This is a genomic window from Thalassotalea euphylliae (assembly GCF_003390395.1).
GTDB classification, from domain to species: Bacteria; Pseudomonadota; Gammaproteobacteria; order Enterobacterales; family Alteromonadaceae; genus Thalassotalea_F; species Thalassotalea_F euphylliae_C.
On the sequence record NZ_QUOV01000001.1, the window covers coordinates 2,918,158 to 2,935,568 of the forward strand.

Below are 17,411 nucleotides of genomic sequence, written 5' to 3' on the forward strand. Positions count from 1 at the left end.
CGCGTGAGAATTTGTTTGACCTTATCAATAGGCTAAAATACAAGCCTACACTTCTATGAAAGAATAATTTTGAACGTAAAGCAAATTTTTTTAGCACCAATGGAAGGGGTCGTTGATCACTTGATGCGCGATCTACTCACACAGATTAATGACTATGATTTATGCATAACGGAATTTGTTCGGGTAGTTAATCGCAAGGTCCCGAAACACACTTTCTACAAGCTTTGTCCAGAACTTAAACTCGGCGGCAAAACACCATCGGGAACCCCTGTAAGAGTTCAGCTATTAGGCCAAGATCCAAACTGGATGGCAGAAAATGCCCTAATAGCTCACGACTTAGGGACAAGCGGCGTCGATATTAACTTTGGCTGTCCTGCAAAAACGGTCAATAAAAGCCAAGGCGGCGCTAGCTTACTTAAAGACCCAGAATTGATGTACCAAGTCATTTCAAATGTAAAGTCTGCTCTATCTGGCACTGAGCAACCGTTGTCTGCAAAAATACGGTTAGGCTTCGACGACACCAGCTTACTTGATGAAATTGTTGATGCTATCGCGCAAGCTCAGCCAGACATGTTAACGGTTCATGCCAGAACTAAAAGACAAGGTTACAAGCCTCCTGCTTATTGGGAGTATATTGCGGATATTAAAAGCAAGCTAACCATACCTGTTATTGCTAATGGCGAAATATGGCAACGTTCAGATGCACAGCGATGTATTGAGAAATCTCACTGTAATGATTTAATGATTGGCCGTGGAGCACTTGCAACACCTAACCTTGCAAACGTACTGAAATACAACGATACGCCTATGACATGGGAAGAGACATGTCAATTGATTCTAGATTGGACTAAGCTGGATGACGGTGAATTTAAGCCTTTCTACTTTTCAAGTCGCTTAAAGCAGTGGTATCGATATTTAAAGTATTTCTACCCTCAAGCAGCAACGCTTTTTGACGCCATTAAAACGCTACAACACAAAGCGGAGATCGTCAGTGAAATCGAGCGAATCATAAGAGTAGAAAGTACTGAAGTGTTGTAGTTAGCTTAGTTATGTAATTTTCTTGAGGGATAAAAAAACCAGCCATCAGGCTGGTTTTTTGTTTGGTTCTAAAGCCAAATTAAATAGCAACACCTTTACGTTGTGCTGTTTCTTCAATAAATGACTTCCAACCGCGAGCTGCTTTACGCGATTTAGGATCTTTCATTGCACGAGAGATCTCTGCATGCGCTTGCTTGTACTGACCCAAATAGAAGTGTGCTTCAGCTAGGCTCATGTATACACGACCTTTGTTCTTCACACCCGCTTCAAGTGCCTTATTAAGCGCAACGATAGACTTTTTGAACTGCTCGCTTTGCTTTAACAACATGCCTTGCTTGCGCCAGTGTTGTGCTTCGTTAGTTAACTTAGCAACTTCACCGTAGTATTTAGCAGCAGTAGCAATGTTTTGGGCCGCATGGTATGCGTTAGCTAATGTCGATAATGTTTGATCATCGCGCTTAATATCACCAGAGCCAATATGTTTCTCTAGTAATTTAGCTGCTTTGAACGGAACACCATTAGATTGGTACAAACTTGCTAAAGTTTTTAGCTCAGATTCTTTTTCTAAGAAACCTTGCTTGTATGCCATATCTAATGTCGACAATGCTTTTGTGTAATCTTCCACTAATAAGTAGAACATACCCAATTGCGTCCACCATTGCTTATTCTCAGGGAATATTTGCAATACAGTTTCAAGCACCTTAACACCGTCGCGGTACATCTTACGTTCGTAGTAAGACGTTAGCTTTAAGATGTAAGGGTTTTGATTTGGCTTGTCACCAAATAACGCAATCGCCTTATCAGCAGGCTCAATCATTTTGTCTAAGCGACGAAGTTCGTAGTAAGCTTGCGCAATCTTAACGTAAGTTTGCGAATCTTCTTTACCTGTGAACTCCATCCAAGCTTCATAGTTCTTAAGCGCTTCTTCGTACTTCTTGGTTTGCATTTGCAAATCAGCAAGTAACTTGATTGATTCACCGTGATCGCCTTCGTTTAGGATATCAGGCTCAACCGCTTGCTTAAGATAGCTAATCGCTTTCTCTTCTTGGTTGCCTTTGGTTGCATACATTACCGCGATCATACGTGCTACATAAGCTTTGTCGTATGGTTTGCTCGCTTCAATGTCTAACAAAAGAACAAGTGCGCCATCAATGTCGTCGGCAGTGTAAAGTTCAAATGCTTTTTGTACTTTCTTACCTACTGATGGACCAACTAGTTGTGTTGGACGCTTTTTCTTCTCTTGTTTTGCTTCTGCGGCTTGAACGTCAAAAGAGAACGGTAATTGGACAGTCGTTACTGCAGATGCAATTACTAATGCCGTTGCAAGTTTTTTAAACATTACCTACCTCCGTCCATTTTAAAGTCAAGCTGAACAGTTAAACCAGGTTGCTTTTGCGGTTTACCGTCAACAACTTTTGGCTTGTATTTCCACTTACGTAGTGCACGCTTCGCTTCTTTGTCGAAGATACGTTTTGGCTCTGCTTCGATAACCTTAACGTCTTCAACACCACCAATCTCATTAATAGTAAAAGATAGTCGTACCCAACCTTCTTTACCATCACGAGCTGCTTGAATTGGGTATTTAGGCTCAATTCGAACAATTGGTGTTGCTTCACCATCACGACCAAAACCAGCACCCGGAGCAGATAAACCAGTGTTAGCACCAGCTAACTGTACACCTGGCATATTGAACTCGATACCACCTTGGTTATTGTTTGCTTCAGGCTCTGGAGCTTGAGGCTTAGGCGGAGTCTTAGGCGGCGGTGGCGGCGGTGGCGGTACACGACGACGCGTCTCTGCTGCAGACTTTGGTGGTGTAGTATTCACTTCCACCACGATATTTTCTAACTGTTCTTCCTGAGCGCGATCACCGCTCGCGATCAGGAATGCCATGAACGAAAATAGTCCAAAGGTAACTGCAGCGCCTAGTAGTATTGATACTAAAAAGCGAACCATAAATTACCCCTTAGCAGCTGCAATAGAGATACGATCGATTCCTGCTTCTTTGATAGCATCCATCACTTTAACAACGATACCGTGCTTAGCATCTTTGTCAGCTTGGATAATTACCACATCAGTTGGTTGCTCTGCTAAAAGCTTTTCGATGTTAGCAGCAACACGTTCTACATCAACGCGGCGCTTGTCTAACCAAATTTCACCAGTGTCTTTTACTGCAACAAAAATGTTAGCTGACTTCTGTTTAGTTTGGTTAGCTGCTTTAGGTTTATTTACTTCAATACCTGCTTCTTTTACGAAAGAAGTCGTTACGATAAAGAAGATCAGCATGATGAATACGATGTCAAGCATCGGCGTCATATCAATTGCTGCTTCTTCTTCTTCACGAATACGTTTACGTGCCATTCGAATTTCTCTCTAGTGATGAGGTAAACTGTCAACCAGTTTAGCCTTTGCTAGTTTAACTTTAGCGTCTAAACGCGTACTAAAAAATACGCCTGATAATGCTGCAACCATACCCGCCATTGTCGGAATTGTTGCCATCGAAATACCAGAAGCCATTAGACGCGGATTACCTGTACCTTGCTGAGCCATAGTTTCGAATACCGAAATCATACCCGTTACAGTACCTAATAATCCAATCAGTGGACACATTGCCACTAAGGTTTTAATGGTGAGCATATTACGCTCTAGTAGTTCTGTCGCTTCGGAGATCCATGTATCTCTGATTCGATGCGCATACCATGAAGTAGTATCAGCTCTAGCGTCCCAACGCTTGATGATATCATCACGCATTTTTGGGTAATTTGACGCTAGGAACCAATATCTTTCGATCATTAGGATCCACATCAATAAGAGAGCAACGGCGACAAAGTATAGTACGTTACCGCCAGTCGCAATAAAACTCCTGACAGATTCTACAAGCTCTATCAGGAATAACATTACTTAGACTCCTTCTCTGCAATCTCAGCGATTAGACCAGCAGCTTGCTCGTCTAACTTGTGAAGTACAGATTTTGCTTTACCCGCTACAACGCTGTGTACAAGGATAAGCGGAAGTGCTGCGATTAGACCTAGTGCTGTTGTTACTAGCGCTAGTGAAATGTTACCAGCCATGATTTTAGGGTCACCAGTACCGAATAATGTGATCGTTTGGAACGTCATGATCATACCGATAACTGTACCTAATAGACCCATTAGAGGTGCGATAGCTGCGAACATTTTGATTAGGTTAATACCACGGTCAACCGTTGGTGTTTCACGTAAGATTTGCTCGTCTAACTTAAGCTCAAGTGTTTCAGCGTCAGCATCTTTGTTCTCGTGGTAAACCTTTAATAGGCGGCCAAGAGGGTTGTTGCTGTTTGGCTTGTCCATGTTCTTAGTTTGCGCTTTGATTTTTGCACCAACAGCACCTAGAACAATGATACGCTCAAGCGCAATTAATAAACCAATAACTAGTAGTACAGTAATACCGTAACCTACTTCAGCACCTTGGTGGTAGAATTCCATCAATGTACGCTTACGAGTTTCTAACGCTAAGATAGCACCACGTGAAGGGTCAAGGTATAAAGGCGCGTAGCCTGAAGAAGTCGTGAAGTAACTCGTTGCTTCACCAGTGATGTAACCAGCTGGTTGCTTAGCAAGTGGTTGAACTTGTGCTAACTCATCGTTGTAAGTTAAGTAACCGTTTGAAGAGATTAGGTTGAAAGTACCAACACGCGTAACTGTTTCTGAAGACTTAGTACCATCTAGGTTAGTAACGTCAGTTTGGAACTGAGCAATCTTACCAGATTCAGTCATTTCAGTTTGAAGTGCGAACCATAACTCTTCTAAGTCAGGAAGGCTTGGGATTTCTTTTGAGTTAGCGATACGGTTTAATGTTTCGCCACGGCCTGGGTATTGAGCACTAACAATTGATGTAGAGATCATACCGTAAGCGTCAGCAGCAGCTGAACGACTTACACCGAACATTTCACCTAAAGTACCTTTCGCGTTATCAAGCTCTTGCTCTTTTTGTGCAAGTTTGATTTCGTTTGCAGCGTACTCTTTAGTTAAACGCGTATTGCGGTCTTGCTGTGCTTTTAACTCAGCTTTTGCTTTGTTCAATAAAGCTTGCTTGTCAGCACGTGCTGCTAAGAATTCAGATTCACGTTGTTTGTCTAGTTTAGCTTCTGAGATACGATCAGCTTTAACTTGTTGTAACAACTGGTCTAGTTCATTAGCGTTAGCTGTTGTAGCGAAACCCGCTGACAGAGAAGCAGCAAGTAAAACGAAATTAATAACCTTTTTCATTATTGTGCTCCTGCTGCAAATACTGGAAGTTTAGTTAGATCCATTGGCAATTGCTTGCGTGCCATACGGATAGTGTCAGTGATAGTCTTCGCATATTCTTCACCTAACTCGTCCCATGAACGAGTTGAGTTGTTCCAAACCCAAGCTTGCTTGTAGTCTAGAGATTGTGCGATTAGCGCAACACGACCCATGTGAACGAAATCAGCAGTGATCGTGCGATCACCTAAATCTAACTCACCTTGGTAAGCATCAAATACTGTACCGTAGTTAGCTTCGATTTCGTATGCTTCAAGTACTAAGCGGAACTGCTCAGAAGTTGTTACGTTAGAATCTGCCATTACGTCGCGAAGACCCGCGATACGCTCTTTACGATTCTCAAGGTTCATTGGTACGTCAAGATCAACAAACTTTTCTAACGTGTCGATCATTTTGTACATTAGTGGAACAACGCCTTGCTTGATTTTATCGATACCATCGATTTGACGTTGTAGTGACGCGATATTTGCGTTTTGGTCATCAACCATGCGCTGTACGTGGTCGTTATAGCCTTTTAAAACTTCAGCTTCGTCTACTGTTGTACGGTAGTCAGCTAGTAAGTCTTGAGTTTGCTCATAGATGCTATCGATCTTGCTTTGTGATTTAGCTGATGCTTTGAAAATTTGCATTTCAGCTTTTTGTAAATCAGTTAACGCATCAGCAGCAGCGATATTGCTACCAGCCAACGCAAAAACACCTGCTATCGTCGATGCGATAAGGCTTTTTTTACTTATTTTGGACATAGTTCCCAACCAATTGCTATTTAACTTAGATAACAAAAATTTAAAACCCATCAGTAATGATGAATCTAATTCTGCCATTAAAAAGGATTTTTAATTAATCTAGAATACAACCAGCCAATATTCCCAGACGACAGCGAAACTGTCAACCTAGAACATCTTAATCAGAACTACTTTTTTGTAAATTTCCTAAACTGTTTCGCTTGTCGTGCAGCGCCGCTGCTAAGCCTGAAACAATTTATTAAACTCACTAACATTGCCATAACAATTAAGTAAATTTGATTGCGACTAGTGTATTCTCCTTCTCAATTTAACAAATTGCAGACCCATGTTTTACTAATTCATTCGTAGTAAGTCAAATCTAAATAAATAATAGCTTATTAATTGAGCATTTTTATTCTTTTTACAAAGTAGTGTTTAACTCCTAAACCAGCCCGTTAACGAGTAGCGGCTCGCTGGTGAAAAAGGCGCAATTGAAGTAACCGAATGTACTTTATTAACATCGAATAACGTTAACGAGTTATATTTCGGCATATATGATTGAGTTGGTGTACCATCTGGTTCAAACATTTGTAGTAAACCGCCCCAATCTGGATGCCAATTAGGGCTTAAACCTAGCACATACGCATATTTTCGTGTTTCACTAGGTAGATTATCAATGTGGCGTGTTAAGAAGTCGCCAACCCGGTAGCGTGTTGCTTGTCCATCAGCATGGCTTAAGTCATCATCACCAGTAATATGCTTAATAACAGACAAGCAAGCTTCGTCATTAATCAGCTTCAACGCTTCATCAATGATTGCAGGTGACGCATCGCTCGCTTTGTGACGGCCGTAAAGAAACCCCTGCCCCTGCGCGGCTAACTGGTAAATTGCCTGATACATTTCTCTTCGTTGCGCAATCGGCAGCTGCGCAATTTGTTCATCGCTAGCTTCACGGTTTTGGTGATTTAAAAAGAAGGCATTGTTAAATGAAATGTCGTGATGTAAACAGCGTGAAAGCTCTTCTGCTCCCTCGGTGTTTAAGAAATCAAAAATACGAACAATGCCGTAGTCAGCGAATTCTGCTTTTAACACTGCCTGTTTATCCGAATCTAATGTTGGGTTAATGGTAAGCTGAGTCAATTTTTTTCCTATTTTACAATTTAGTTCTTATTTTCTGGGATTATCGCCAGTTCTTAGCCAGCCGGTAATCGACACACGCTTTTGTGTGGCAAATGGGCTAACACAGCCAACGTAATGATCTACGGGGATTTTAAAAATATTCACTTCATTAAAAGTCGGGACAAAACTATTAGTGATTTGACCATGATTATCAAGCAAATGTAAGGCTCCTCCCCAATTAGGGCGCCACTCTTTGGTCAAGTTAATAACAAAGGCTGCAACACGGTTTTTACCAGCAACATTATCATCGTGTGTATTCAAAAAATGACCCGCACCAAAACGAGTAATTTGCGCATCAGCAAAACTGATATTTGGCTCAGATAACAAGGTGCGAAAGTAGTTTAATGTTTGCGCGCTATTGAGAAATTCAATAATTTGGTTGAAAAAATGACCTGGCAATAAGTTGCTGTGATAAATGTCATAGACGGGAATATTTTCATACAAATACTGAAAGCCATTACTCGCCTGCGAATGGACAATGCGACTTAAATCTTCTTTTTGTTTGGTAGTCCAACCGTCTACTGCTCTAGCATTCAAGTCTTGATGCTGGCCATTGTGATTAAAAACTAAATTCCAATCTTTTTGTTGTTGAATATGCTGGTGCAATAATTCAGCGCTTTCAACGGCTAAGGCATTTTTAACTTTCACGAAACCGTGTTCACGAAAGTAAGAAATATCGTTTTTTTGTGGGTGCTCTGCAGCTAATGCTAATGAAGGCTGAGTTTTACAGTTCATTTGTAGTTCAGATAAATTCGTTAACTAACATAACGCCTTATAGTATCATCCTGTTCTCTCAAAGTTGAAGATAAACCTAGCATACATTGCATTTTCATGATCATCGTCAATACCATTAGAAAAGCTGAGCAAGCTCACCAACAAGGCCAACTTGCAGAGGCAGAGTCTTTATACCGGCAAGCATTAAGTAACGAGCAACATATCGATGCGATCTATGGTTTGGCAACGTTAAAGATGCAACTAAAAGAATACGCTGTCGCCACTCAACTGTTTGAACAAGCACTATCAATTGAGCCACAAGCACTAGATATCAACTTTAATTATCTCTTGTGCCTCAAACAAAGTAATCAAGTCGACCAATCAAAAGAACGACTTCGTGAAATTTCGCACCATGTCGGAAATAACAGCCAAATGGTGAGCGCCTTTGCTAACTTGGCATTTGAATTAGGTGATTATCAGCAAGTTATTAATATCACCTCTGTCAGTCAGCAAAACCAAGACAATATCAATTTTATTGCTGCAAGGGCCCACATGGCGCTTAACCAATGGCCTGATGCGATCCAATACCTTGTTAAGCTAAGCGAGCGGCACCCAAATAATACTGAACTTTTAAATTTACTGGCACAGTGTTATGGGCATACCTTGAACTTTAATTTAGCAATGCCAATATTTGAACAGCTCACAGCATTAGCACCTTCTTTGGAAAACACGTTGCGATTTGCTGACTTATGCATTCTCGCTCAGGATAAAGCTAAAGCTGAGCAGCTAGTTGCACAGCTAGAGAACCATGCTAATACCGAATTTTCCGCGCAAGCTAGCTTGCAATTGCTTTCTATCAAAACAAAACTCGCACGACTTAACCACGACAAACCGCAAGCCATTAGCTTAGCTGAGCAGTTACTTGCCCGCGAGCCATCATCCTCACTAGCGTGGCAAGTGCTTTTTGAGCTTGGAAATGACAGTGCGCACAAACAAGTGCTAAAGCAGTTGCCAGTTGTTGTCGAAACTAGTGAACAGCACAGTTTTGACTATCGGCAAAATCTTTATACCCTTGCCAAAGTTTATGAAAAGTCCGATGAGTACCAAAGAGCATTTGAATACTTTACGAGGGCGAATCAGAGTCAATACCTACAGCTCGCCAATCAAAATCGCGCATTTTCTTATCAAACATTAAAAGCCGAAATTAACAGGCTAACCGAGATTGATTATGCACACCTTGCTGAAACTGAACAGTCTAAAATGCCTGCTACAAATTCCCCCACAGATCACCCGACCAATATTTTTGTCGTGGGGATGCCTCGCTCAGGTACAACATTAGTCAATCGTTTACTGTGTCAGGCAACAAACGTGGCCAGCGTTAATGAAAGCAACGGTATCGCGAGTGTTTATGAGCATTTATTAGCGCAGATTGCCGCAGCAGATATCCCAGCATATTTAGCAAAAAACGCTAAAGCGCTGGCAGAAAAATACCATGACGCACTCCCTGCCCTGCCGGCCCAGACTGAAATTATCGTTGATAAAATGCCACATAACTTTCGTTTCGTTGGCGCCATTTTAGCAAGCTTTTCAAATGCTAAAATTGTTCAAATGCGCCGTAATCCCGAAGACTTAGCACTATCAATTTTTAGCCAACAATTTAACGATTACCACAACTATGCTTGCGATCAAAAAGCTATCGCTCAGACAATATTTGAAGCGAATAAGCTAATGGATGTCTGGGCTAAGCGCTATCCTGAGCAAGTTTATGATCTTAGTTATGAAGATTTGGTGAACAATCCAGAAAGTGAAGCGAAAGCAATATTTGATTCCCTATCACTGCGTTGGCAGCCTAGCTATCTTGAGTTCTACCAACAAGCCGTGCCAAGCTTTACGTTCAGTGAAGTACAAGTAAGAAAACCGATTAACCAAAGTAAAATCGGCTTTGCCAAGCACTATCACGATCAGCTAAGTGAATTTAGAGCAGCTTACAACAGCTTGTTAAAGTAAGCTCTATGCTCTGCTTGTACTCGCTGTCGATGCTCAAAGCTTCGCTGTATGGCTTTTTGCTCAGCATCGCTAAGTTCAGGATGCCAGACCGAGAAAATCAACACTACGCGATCAGCATCACTCAAGTTGATTGCTTCATGTATAAATGAGTCGTCAAAGGCAACCAATTTACCTTCTTGCCAAGCACATTGCTGATCTGCAACTTTGATATATCCATCACCGGGGACGGTAATCGGTAAGTGAACCGTTAGGCTGTGATTCGACAGCCCATAATGCGGTGTAATATGTTGCCCAGCTTTTAGCACGGAATAAAAGACTTCGTAAGGTCGTTCACCTAGCCCGTATAGTGGTAACTGTTTAAGTAACGCTACAGTTTGTGGTACGTGGCGGGCTAATTTAGGGTTAAGAATACCATCTTTGAATAAATGCAATGCAGTCCAATTCGCACTGCCGGCAAGTTTATCAAAACCTTGTTGTTTATATTTCTCATCTAAATACGGCTCGCCTAAGCCATCTATTTTGTCAACTAAGGCATTAAATTCTGATTTAATAATGTCAAAACCTTGCTCGATTACTTGCCCATTAAAGGCCTCATTGGCTGGCCAAAAAGGTTGGGCAGTCAATGTTGGCAAATAAAATAAATGAGGCCGTTGTTGCTCTGCTAGGTAAGTAAAGGCATTGTTGTGGGTTTGTGGCCAAATAGCATTTATGACGGCTTCGGCATCAGGTATTGTGCTAATCGCTTTTTGGTGCTCTTCAGTGTAAAAATTACGCAGTGCGATATCTGCCTGATAAGAGCGCTTTTTCGTTTGTTCTGCGACTTGTTCATAGCGATAAAACATGGTTAAACGAGCATCTAAATCTTGCCCTTGACTGAGAATGGCAAGCCCGGCCTCTTTCTCGCCAATATTTAAATAATAAGTACCAGCATACAGATAACATAGGACATTATTCGTCGCCTTGCGCAAGCAACTGATGTAAGCGTGTTTTGTATCGTCAACTGTACCTAATTGCTCGGAAAGCACTGCAAAGCGATAGAGTTGCTCTACATCATCTGGGTTTTGCTGAATATATTGGTTGAGTAATTCATATGCTTGCTCATTTCGGCCTTGACCAAACAATTCGTTGACTTGATTTAGTTCAGCCATTTTTAACTCCGTGAATTAGCCAAGCAAAAGTAAGCTTATCTTCGGTTAAAACACTTGAATTGTGGCACCTCATGCCATAAGACTGTAACTCACTCACAAGTGTTTTAATGTCATTCTCAGATTTCGCAACACTAAGTAATTGTTCTAGCCTCACCTGCTCTGCTGACAGCTTATTAGCAAGTAAACTCATCATACTTTTAGCACTGCTATAATTCCCCTGTTGTATCGCAAGTACCGCTTGATTAATGCTTTCTAGTACCTGACCTGTAATACTTTTTGATAAGCTGCCTTGATGCTGTTGAATAAAACGCTGAGCTTTAGTTTCTATCTGCTCAAGTGAGAGTTTACTGTCGGCTAACGCCTGAGCACTTTCAATAAGTGCATCACTTGCCATCAACAAACTAATTTCGTTATGCCTTAGCTTATTAGCTGTAACGATCTCGCCATTTGCATGATGAATGATTAACTGAAAACAGCCGCCATTGCGCAACACTCTAGCAATTTCTGATACTGCGCTAGTTTGAGCAGCATATTCAAAACCAAATTGACTAGTAACCGCATCAATTGAATGATCAGCAAATGGTAAGTGTGCTAAATCTACCTCGCCAAGAAAAGTTACTTGCTCTTCGAAATGACCAGTAATGCCTTGAGGATTTATTGCGGCATAGTCAACACCGATATACCGATGTTCGTGCGCTTTGTCGCCTTCTAGTAAATTGGCGATAACCGCGCCATTACCAGTCGCTAAGTCTAAAATAGTACTTTGTTTGGGTAGTTTTTCTTGCCAATCAAGCCAAAGCTTTTTTACTAGACGTTGCTCACTGTCGCTAGCAATGCAGCTTTGCTGTTGGCCTTGTTGCCAGTATTGATGCCAAGCTTGTTGTTTTTTCATCATAAAAAATATCGTTTAAATCACCTAGCCATGATGGGTGAGGCTTTTTTTGGGGCATCTATTAAAGCGGTACAACATCAAAAGGTGATGTCAGTCTAAACTCGTGCTCATCACCTTGAAATGGCACAGTGCCATGCCACGCGTAAGATGGGAAAAGTGCTAAGGTTCCCGCCTCGGGTTGTATTATTTTAGCAACATGCTCTCGTTCACCAAGCTGCATCGAGGTTTCACCAAACTTAATCGCACCTGCATGTTGAGGTTGCTCAACCGATGACAATTCAGGCAGGGACACATAAAACGCTGAGCTTAACCAACCTGCAGGGTGAACATGGTTAACGTGAAAACCATTTGGCTTAAGCCTAACCGACCAAGAGCCTGCAAAGGCAAATTTAGGCGATTTACGTGATAGCAATGGATGGGTATTATCATCAGGCAATGAATCTATATGCGCAGAAACAATATCGGTTAGCGCTTGCTTAAGACTAGCAATAACCGGGTGTTTTTTATGTAGCAAGCGTCCCGGCGTTTGGGTGCCATTTTTTAAGGTTTGCTTTAGCGGAGCCTGATCGAGTTGATGCATAGACAAGAGTACTGTTTTCAACTCTTCAAGAAATGCATCTGTCGATTGATAGCCGTTTGGTGCCACAATACGATATGGTTTGACAAATTTATCGTAATCAATCAACCAGTGATAACGCTCATCACCAATTAAGCGCCAACAGGTACTTTTATAGGCAATAAGCAATTGATGATTTGGCTCCCTCAACTCCGCCTGTGCGATGTAGTGGAGCGCTTTTTGATAATCGGCATTGACGATACAGACATTGATGAGATCCAGCGCGAGATCCATGTAAAAGTGTTTATCAATCGCTTGCTCGAGCAACGCTACCGCTTTTGCGTTATCTTCCCTTACAGCATAAATTTTTCCTTCGGTATGAAGTAGCTGGCTCGTGATTTGAACCTGTTTTGCACTGTTGATAATTTGCTCGGCATTATCGTACTGTTTGGCTTCAAACATTGCCTCAGCGTAGGCATGACGTATCTCTATGCTTTTTGGAAAATGTTCAATCGCAAGCTTAAAGCTATGACCAAATTTATCTTTCAGGTTACGTTGCCAATAGAATTCATTAAGCGTTTGGTGCACTTCAATATCATTCGGCTTTTTGTTCAAAGCGCTCCAATAGAACTGCTCTGCTTGTTCATATTTTCCTTGTTCAAACAATGTGTTTGCCAGATTAAAGTCTATTTGGCTTAGTTGCGGCGCCAGCTCTCTGGCCTTATTAAAATAAGCAAAGGCATGATCATGTTGTTCTATTAATTTGTAAGTGAGCCCAAGGTTATGTAAAGCATTTACATAGTTAGGGTTAATGCTCAACACCTGTTGATATTGAGCTATTGCCTGTTCGAAGCTTTCTTGTGCTCTATAGATATCAGCCGTGACCGTCAGTACTGATGTGTTTTGGGGAGCGAGCTTCTTTGCTCGCTCAACGGCTGTTAATGCTTCAGCAAGTTTACGTTGATTAAGTAGCGCTATTGCAAGGTTTTTATGCGCATCAAGGTAATCGCTATCTATTTTGATAGCGTCTTTGTAATATTGCTCAGCTTCATATTCATAGTGATTAGCAGCCAAGAGGTTTGCATAGTTGTTGAGCACTTGCGGCTGCTTTTTGTTGAGTGCCAAACACGCGTCAAAACTTTGCTTGGACTCTTCAAATTTACCCAGCTGTTTTAGCGCAAGAGCCTGTATGTGAAAAACATCTGGTTGGTTTGGAAAATCATGCCCTAACTTCTTCGCTTCTGTAACCACAAACTCAAATTGACGGGCTTGCATGGCTCGCTGCAAGCTTTGCAGTGTTTGCACTAAACGATGGGTATTCATTGGTGATATAGAACTCTAACGGAAACTATGTGCTCACTTTATTGTAATGAAATCACGCTAAGTTAACAGTGTTAGCTATTGATATAAGGCAAGTTTTTAAACGTTATTTGGCTTAAATTCAATTAAATAAGTAATAAAAAATGGCCAACCTAAGTTGACCATTTTTGTTTAAGCGTTTGTCTTACAATTAACTATTGATTAGTTAAATGTGTAAGTACCGCTTAGGAAGAAGCGTGGACCGAATACGTCGTATACTTCTGGGAAAGTGTTTGCTTGTTGCTGTGAGTCACCAAGTAACTGCGGCTCTTCGTCAAGAATGTTCTTAACACCGAAGTTAACTTTTAGCGCATCGCTTACAACATATGCAGCTGAAAGGTCTAGGTAGATCTTAGAGTCTAACTCTGAAACCACTAGCTCATCAGCCGTCGCAGTACCTTCTGAGATTTGGTCATCTTCAGTTTCACCGATGTAGCGAACTAATGCAGATAGCGTTAGGTCACCAGTTGTCCAGTTAATACGAGTATTAGATTGGAACTCTGGGCGTGGTGCGCCACAAGTGTTACCGAAGTAACCGTCACACTTGTTGATTTGATCTGGTAACGCAGCAATTGGAGTTTGTTCGAACTTGTCTAAGAACGTAGAGCGGAACTGAACGTTTAAGCTTGAACCGTTGCCGAATAAACCGAAGTCAAATTCAGTGTTGTATGTGATGTTGAAATCGATACCTGAAGTTTCGATTAAACCAATGTTTTCGTTAAGCGACTTAACAAGTGAAACGTTACCGTCTGTACGACGTGTAATGTTTTGACATGTTACGTCATTGATGTCCTGTGCAACGTTGTAACAAACGTTAAGCGTGTTGTTAACACCAAAAGATGCAATCGCGTCTTCAATTTCGATTGAGAAGTAATCGATAGTGAAATCTAGGCCGTCCATCGGTTGAACAACAACACCCACTGTGAAGGTATCTGAAGACTCTTCTTGTAGTTCAGTGTTACCACCGAATGAACCTTCAATTTGAGAGTTAGCTTGCTCAAAGTTACCTACTAGACCAGCTGGAACACCTGTTGCTTCACAAAGTGCAACGTCAGTAACACCTGCTTGGAAACCGTCTGCAGAACAAGGATCAACCGCACCTGGGAAGCCATTAGATGCACCTAAGAATAATTCAGATACGTTTGGCGCACGAACCGCTTGTTGGTAACCGATACGAGTAGAGATCCACTCTGTTGGTGCCCAGTTAACTGCTGCTGCGAAAGACTCAACGTTACCGATGTTTGAGTAATCAGCAAAACGTGCCGCACCCCATAGGCTTAAGTCTTCAGCAAATGCTTTACCTGAAAGTACGGGAATTGAAATCTCTGTGAAGAATTCGTCAGATGAGTAGCTACCTACTGTTGCTTCACCAGCGTTGAAACCAAGTACGTCACCTGATGCTAAGAATTCATCAGGACGGAATGAAGATTCGTCTTGACGCTTCTCGTAACCAAATACTAAACCGATTGGCTCTTGAGCACCTGGAAGTGTCCAAGGAGTAGTACCAGCGACGTTAGCCATGAATACTTCTTGTGTTACGTTTGTAACGTTTGATGCGCCAACGTTTACGAAATCAACAGCTTCTTGTGAAATGTTACCTGCACCGAAGATATTAATTGGTACACAGCCACCTGAAGGATCTTGACACTCAGTACCTGCATCGTTAGTTAATGCCGCTTGGATAAAGCGAGAAGCTGAAACGTCGTTGTTTAGTAAGTTAGTTTGGTCAAGCATTGAGCGGCTGTAGAATACATCGTATGACCAGTCGTCATTAATGTAACCGTCAACACCTAATAGGATACGGAACGCATCACGTGTATCGATTGATTGACGTGAACCGTTCTCAACCATACGACGACCAATAAATGCTTCGAAGTTACCGTCGTCATTTAGCTCACCGCTGTTCAAGAATGCTTGCTGAACTTCAGGAGAGAAGAATGCACTGTTCGGGTTAATTTCAATCGTAGTAAATGCCGGAGTTGGCGCTAGTTCTTGAGGAACTTCGTTACGAATGAAAGAAACTTCAGTGTAAATACGGTGCTCATCAGTCACATAGAAGTGAGCGAAAGCACTTGCTGAGTAACGTTCTTGAGGAAGTTGTAAGAAGTTATCTGGTGCGTAGTTAAAGCGAGAGCTTGGCTCAACCCATGGTAAACCTTCGCCGTTTGGACCAAATGTACCTAATACTGTACCGTCAGCAAGAGTTGGGCCACCGAAAATACGAGTACCTGGAACACCTGATGAACCACCAGCTACAAGCTCGTCACCACTTTCTGTTAATGCAACGCTTGAGAAGTCACGGTCACCTTGGAACAATGCTTCACGCTTTGAGTAACCTAAGTAAACAACTGCGTTACCGCGGTCATCAGCGAAGTTACCACCCATTGTCATATCTAGGTTGAACTTTTCTGCGTCACCTTCGTCAGTAATATCGTAAAGAGTTGAGAATTCAACGCCTTCGAAATCATCTTTCATGTTGAAGTTAACAACACCACCTAATGCATCTGAACCGTATACCGCAGAAGCACCACCAGTGATGATTTCAACATTTTCAATTAAAGAAGCTGGAATAGTGTTTAAATCCACAACACCATCTTGACGTGCTGGGATCCAACGACGACCGTTAACCATTACTAGCGTACGTGAAGTACCTAAACCACGTAAATCAACTGTTGCCGTACCGTCACCAGGGTTGTTTGAACTAGGACCGAATGAAGGAAGAGTTGATGGTAATTCAGCTAGCTTTTGCTCAACGTTTAAGTTACCTGAAATAGCAAATTCTTGCGCGTCTACTTCGATGATTGGCGTAACAGCTGTTAACTCTTGACGCTTGATACGAGAACCAGTTACCTGAATGCGTTCTACGCCTTCTTCAGCTGCTTCTTCAGCGAATGCTACAGATGCTGGCATTGCCATTGCTGTTGTTGCCGCACCGGCCGCAATAGCAAGTCTTACAGCGCGTGTAAGCTTATTATTTTGATACATTTTTTACTCCCTGGATCACTTTCGTGATTTTAGTTTTTTGAGTGCAAGGCTATGTTGCCTTGTCAGTTTTCTGTCGGTCTAGGACCTGATCTGTCGCTTAGGATATTAAACGGATTCCATTTAAAGCGTCAACACCATTTACTACGAATGGGCAACAAATCTAACAACTAGAAACATGCAAAAACAATTTATTACATTTAGCGACTGATGGTTTTATAACCACCCAAAGTTCTCAACAAACTATTAAATGAGATATAAACAAACCGTAGATATATCGCTAAATGATATATCTTAGACTCAAACCCACACCATAAACCCATGTTTTACATTGATTTTTAATTATAAAAGGAAATGAGCGTTTATTACTTTCTTAAATGTAGAGTAGGAAAAATAAGGCGTTAGACGAAAAAAACAATATGTAAACCAAAGTTAACAATTTGGCTGTTTTCACATGTGACTAAATTTGTAACAACAAAGGGGGCGAGCTAAAAATTTAGCTGCCCCCTTTGTAATTTGTATGATTACTCG

The 17,411-nt window shown here is 41.6% G+C and carries 14 protein-coding genes; 2 read left to right on the plus strand and 12 right to left on the minus strand.

Going from position 1 to position 17,411, the window contains the following annotated elements; translation table 11 throughout:
- The first annotated feature begins 99 nt into the window (after nucleotides 1-99).
- A complete protein-coding gene (locus DXX92_RS12925; RefSeq protein ID WP_116000819.1) occupies nucleotides 100-1,038 on the plus strand; it encodes a tRNA-dihydrouridine synthase in 939 nt (312 codons plus the stop codon).
- 79 nt (nucleotides 1,039-1,117) lie between these two features.
- Here the strand turns inward: DXX92_RS12925 and DXX92_RS12930 are convergent, their stop codons facing one another.
- The 8 genes from DXX92_RS12930 to DXX92_RS12965 all read right to left on the minus strand — a co-directional run bounded on the left by DXX92_RS12930 (nucleotide 1,118) and on the right by DXX92_RS12965 (nucleotide 7,957).
- Nucleotides 1,118-2,377 (minus strand): tetratricopeptide repeat protein, encoded by a 1,260-nt coding sequence (locus DXX92_RS12930; protein ID WP_116000820.1) that lies wholly within the window; start codon nucleotides 2,375-2,377, stop codon nucleotides 1,118-1,120.
- Nucleotides 2,377-2,994: an energy transducer TonB gene (locus DXX92_RS12935; RefSeq protein ID WP_116000821.1), complete on the minus strand. Its 618-nt coding sequence runs from the start codon at nucleotides 2,992-2,994 to the stop codon at nucleotides 2,377-2,379. The genes DXX92_RS12930 and DXX92_RS12935 overlap by 1 nt, the downstream gene beginning before the upstream one ends.
- Before the next feature lie 3 nt (nucleotides 2,995-2,997).
- Nucleotides 2,998-3,399: an ExbD/TolR family protein gene (locus DXX92_RS12940; protein WP_116000822.1), complete on the minus strand. Its 402-nt coding sequence runs from the start codon at nucleotides 3,397-3,399 to the stop codon at nucleotides 2,998-3,000.
- Nucleotides 3,400-3,411: 12 nt separating this feature from the next.
- Complete coding sequence (locus DXX92_RS12945) at nucleotides 3,412-3,936, minus strand: MotA/TolQ/ExbB proton channel family protein (protein ID WP_116000823.1); 525 nt, start codon at nucleotides 3,934-3,936, stop codon at nucleotides 3,412-3,414.
- Nucleotides 3,936-5,285, minus strand: coding sequence for a MotA/TolQ/ExbB proton channel family protein (locus tag DXX92_RS12950; RefSeq protein ID WP_116000824.1), 1,350 nt, complete (start codon nucleotides 5,283-5,285; stop codon nucleotides 3,936-3,938). Before DXX92_RS12950 ends, DXX92_RS12945 begins: the two co-directional genes overlap by 1 nt.
- On the minus strand, nucleotides 5,285-6,064 hold the full coding sequence (locus tag DXX92_RS12955; protein WP_116002426.1) for a DUF3450 domain-containing protein: 780 nt from the start codon (nucleotides 6,062-6,064) through the stop codon (nucleotides 5,285-5,287). The genes DXX92_RS12950 and DXX92_RS12955 overlap by 1 nt, the downstream gene beginning before the upstream one ends.
- 414 nt (nucleotides 6,065-6,478) lie before the next feature.
- Nucleotides 6,479-7,183: a 2OG-Fe(II) oxygenase gene (locus tag DXX92_RS12960; protein ID WP_181901756.1), complete on the minus strand. Its 705-nt coding sequence runs from the start codon at nucleotides 7,181-7,183 to the stop codon at nucleotides 6,479-6,481.
- A gap of 27 nt (nucleotides 7,184-7,210) precedes the next feature.
- A complete protein-coding gene (locus tag DXX92_RS12965) occupies nucleotides 7,211-7,957 on the minus strand; it encodes a 2OG-Fe(II) oxygenase (protein ID WP_116000826.1) in 747 nt (248 codons plus the stop codon).
- A gap of 96 nt (nucleotides 7,958-8,053) precedes the next feature.
- Here DXX92_RS12965 and DXX92_RS12970 point away from each other — a divergent pair, with 96 nt between their 5' ends.
- Nucleotides 8,054-9,943: a tetratricopeptide repeat-containing sulfotransferase family protein gene (locus DXX92_RS12970; protein WP_116000827.1), complete on the plus strand. Its 1,890-nt coding sequence runs from the start codon at nucleotides 8,054-8,056 to the stop codon at nucleotides 9,941-9,943.
- Here the strand turns inward: DXX92_RS12970 and DXX92_RS12975 are convergent.
- The 4 genes from DXX92_RS12975 to DXX92_RS12990 all read right to left on the minus strand — a co-directional run bounded on the left by DXX92_RS12975 (nucleotide 9,922) and on the right by DXX92_RS12990 (nucleotide 16,883).
- On the minus strand, nucleotides 9,922-11,091 hold the full coding sequence (locus tag DXX92_RS12975) for an aspartyl/asparaginyl beta-hydroxylase domain-containing protein (RefSeq protein ID WP_116000828.1): 1,170 nt from the start codon (nucleotides 11,089-11,091) through the stop codon (nucleotides 9,922-9,924). The two genes, DXX92_RS12970 and DXX92_RS12975, sit on opposite strands and share 22 nt — an antisense overlap.
- Nucleotides 11,084-11,986, minus strand: a complete 903-nt coding sequence (locus DXX92_RS12980; RefSeq protein WP_116000829.1) for a class I SAM-dependent methyltransferase — start codon at nucleotides 11,984-11,986, stop codon at nucleotides 11,084-11,086. The genes DXX92_RS12975 and DXX92_RS12980 overlap by 8 nt, the downstream gene beginning before the upstream one ends.
- A gap of 58 nt (nucleotides 11,987-12,044) precedes the next feature.
- Nucleotides 12,045-13,862, minus strand: coding sequence for a tetratricopeptide repeat protein (locus DXX92_RS12985; RefSeq protein WP_116000830.1), 1,818 nt, complete (start codon nucleotides 13,860-13,862; stop codon nucleotides 12,045-12,047).
- 198 nt (nucleotides 13,863-14,060) lie between these two features.
- Nucleotides 14,061-16,883, minus strand: coding sequence for a TonB-dependent receptor domain-containing protein (locus DXX92_RS12990; protein WP_116000831.1), 2,823 nt, complete (start codon nucleotides 16,881-16,883; stop codon nucleotides 14,061-14,063).
- Nucleotides 16,884-17,411: the final 528 nt, after the last annotated feature.

What these genes read in the sequence shown, in the direction of transcription:
- DXX92_RS12925 (WP_116000819.1), top strand. Translation starts at nt 100, where the DNA reads ATGGAAGGGGTCGTTGATCACTTGATGCGCGATCTACTCACACAGATT.
- DXX92_RS12930 (WP_116000820.1), bottom strand. Translation starts at nt 2,377, where the DNA reads ATGTTTAAAAAACTTGCAACGGCATTAGTAATTGCATCTGCAGTAACG.
- DXX92_RS12935 (WP_116000821.1), bottom strand. Translation starts at nt 2,994, where the DNA reads ATGGTTCGCTTTTTAGTATCAATACTACTAGGCGCTGCAGTTACCTTT.
- DXX92_RS12940 (WP_116000822.1), bottom strand. Translation starts at nt 3,399, where the DNA reads ATGGCACGTAAACGTATTCGTGAAGAAGAAGAAGCAGCAATTGATATG.
- DXX92_RS12945 (WP_116000823.1), bottom strand. Translation starts at nt 3,936, where the DNA reads ATGTTATTCCTGATAGAGCTTGTAGAATCTGTCAGGAGTTTTATTGCG.
- DXX92_RS12950 (WP_116000824.1), bottom strand. Translation starts at nt 5,285, where the DNA reads ATGAAAAAGGTTATTAATTTCGTTTTACTTGCTGCTTCTCTGTCAGCG.
- DXX92_RS12955 (WP_116002426.1), bottom strand. Translation starts at nt 6,064, where the DNA reads ATGTCCAAAATAAGTAAAAAAAGCCTTATCGCATCGACGATAGCAGGT.
- DXX92_RS12965 (WP_116000826.1), bottom strand. Translation starts at nt 7,957, where the DNA reads ATGAACTGTAAAACTCAGCCTTCATTAGCATTAGCTGCAGAGCACCCA.
- DXX92_RS12970 (WP_116000827.1), top strand. Translation starts at nt 8,054, where the DNA reads ATGATCATCGTCAATACCATTAGAAAAGCTGAGCAAGCTCACCAACAA.
- DXX92_RS12975 (WP_116000828.1), bottom strand. Translation starts at nt 11,091, where the DNA reads ATGGCTGAACTAAATCAAGTCAACGAATTGTTTGGTCAAGGCCGAAAT.
- DXX92_RS12980 (WP_116000829.1), bottom strand. Translation starts at nt 11,986, where the DNA reads ATGATGAAAAAACAACAAGCTTGGCATCAATACTGGCAACAAGGCCAA.
- DXX92_RS12985 (WP_116000830.1), bottom strand. Translation starts at nt 13,862, where the DNA reads ATGAATACCCATCGTTTAGTGCAAACACTGCAAAGCTTGCAGCGAGCC.
- DXX92_RS12990 (WP_116000831.1), bottom strand. Translation starts at nt 16,883, where the DNA reads ATGTATCAAAATAATAAGCTTACACGCGCTGTAAGACTTGCTATTGCG.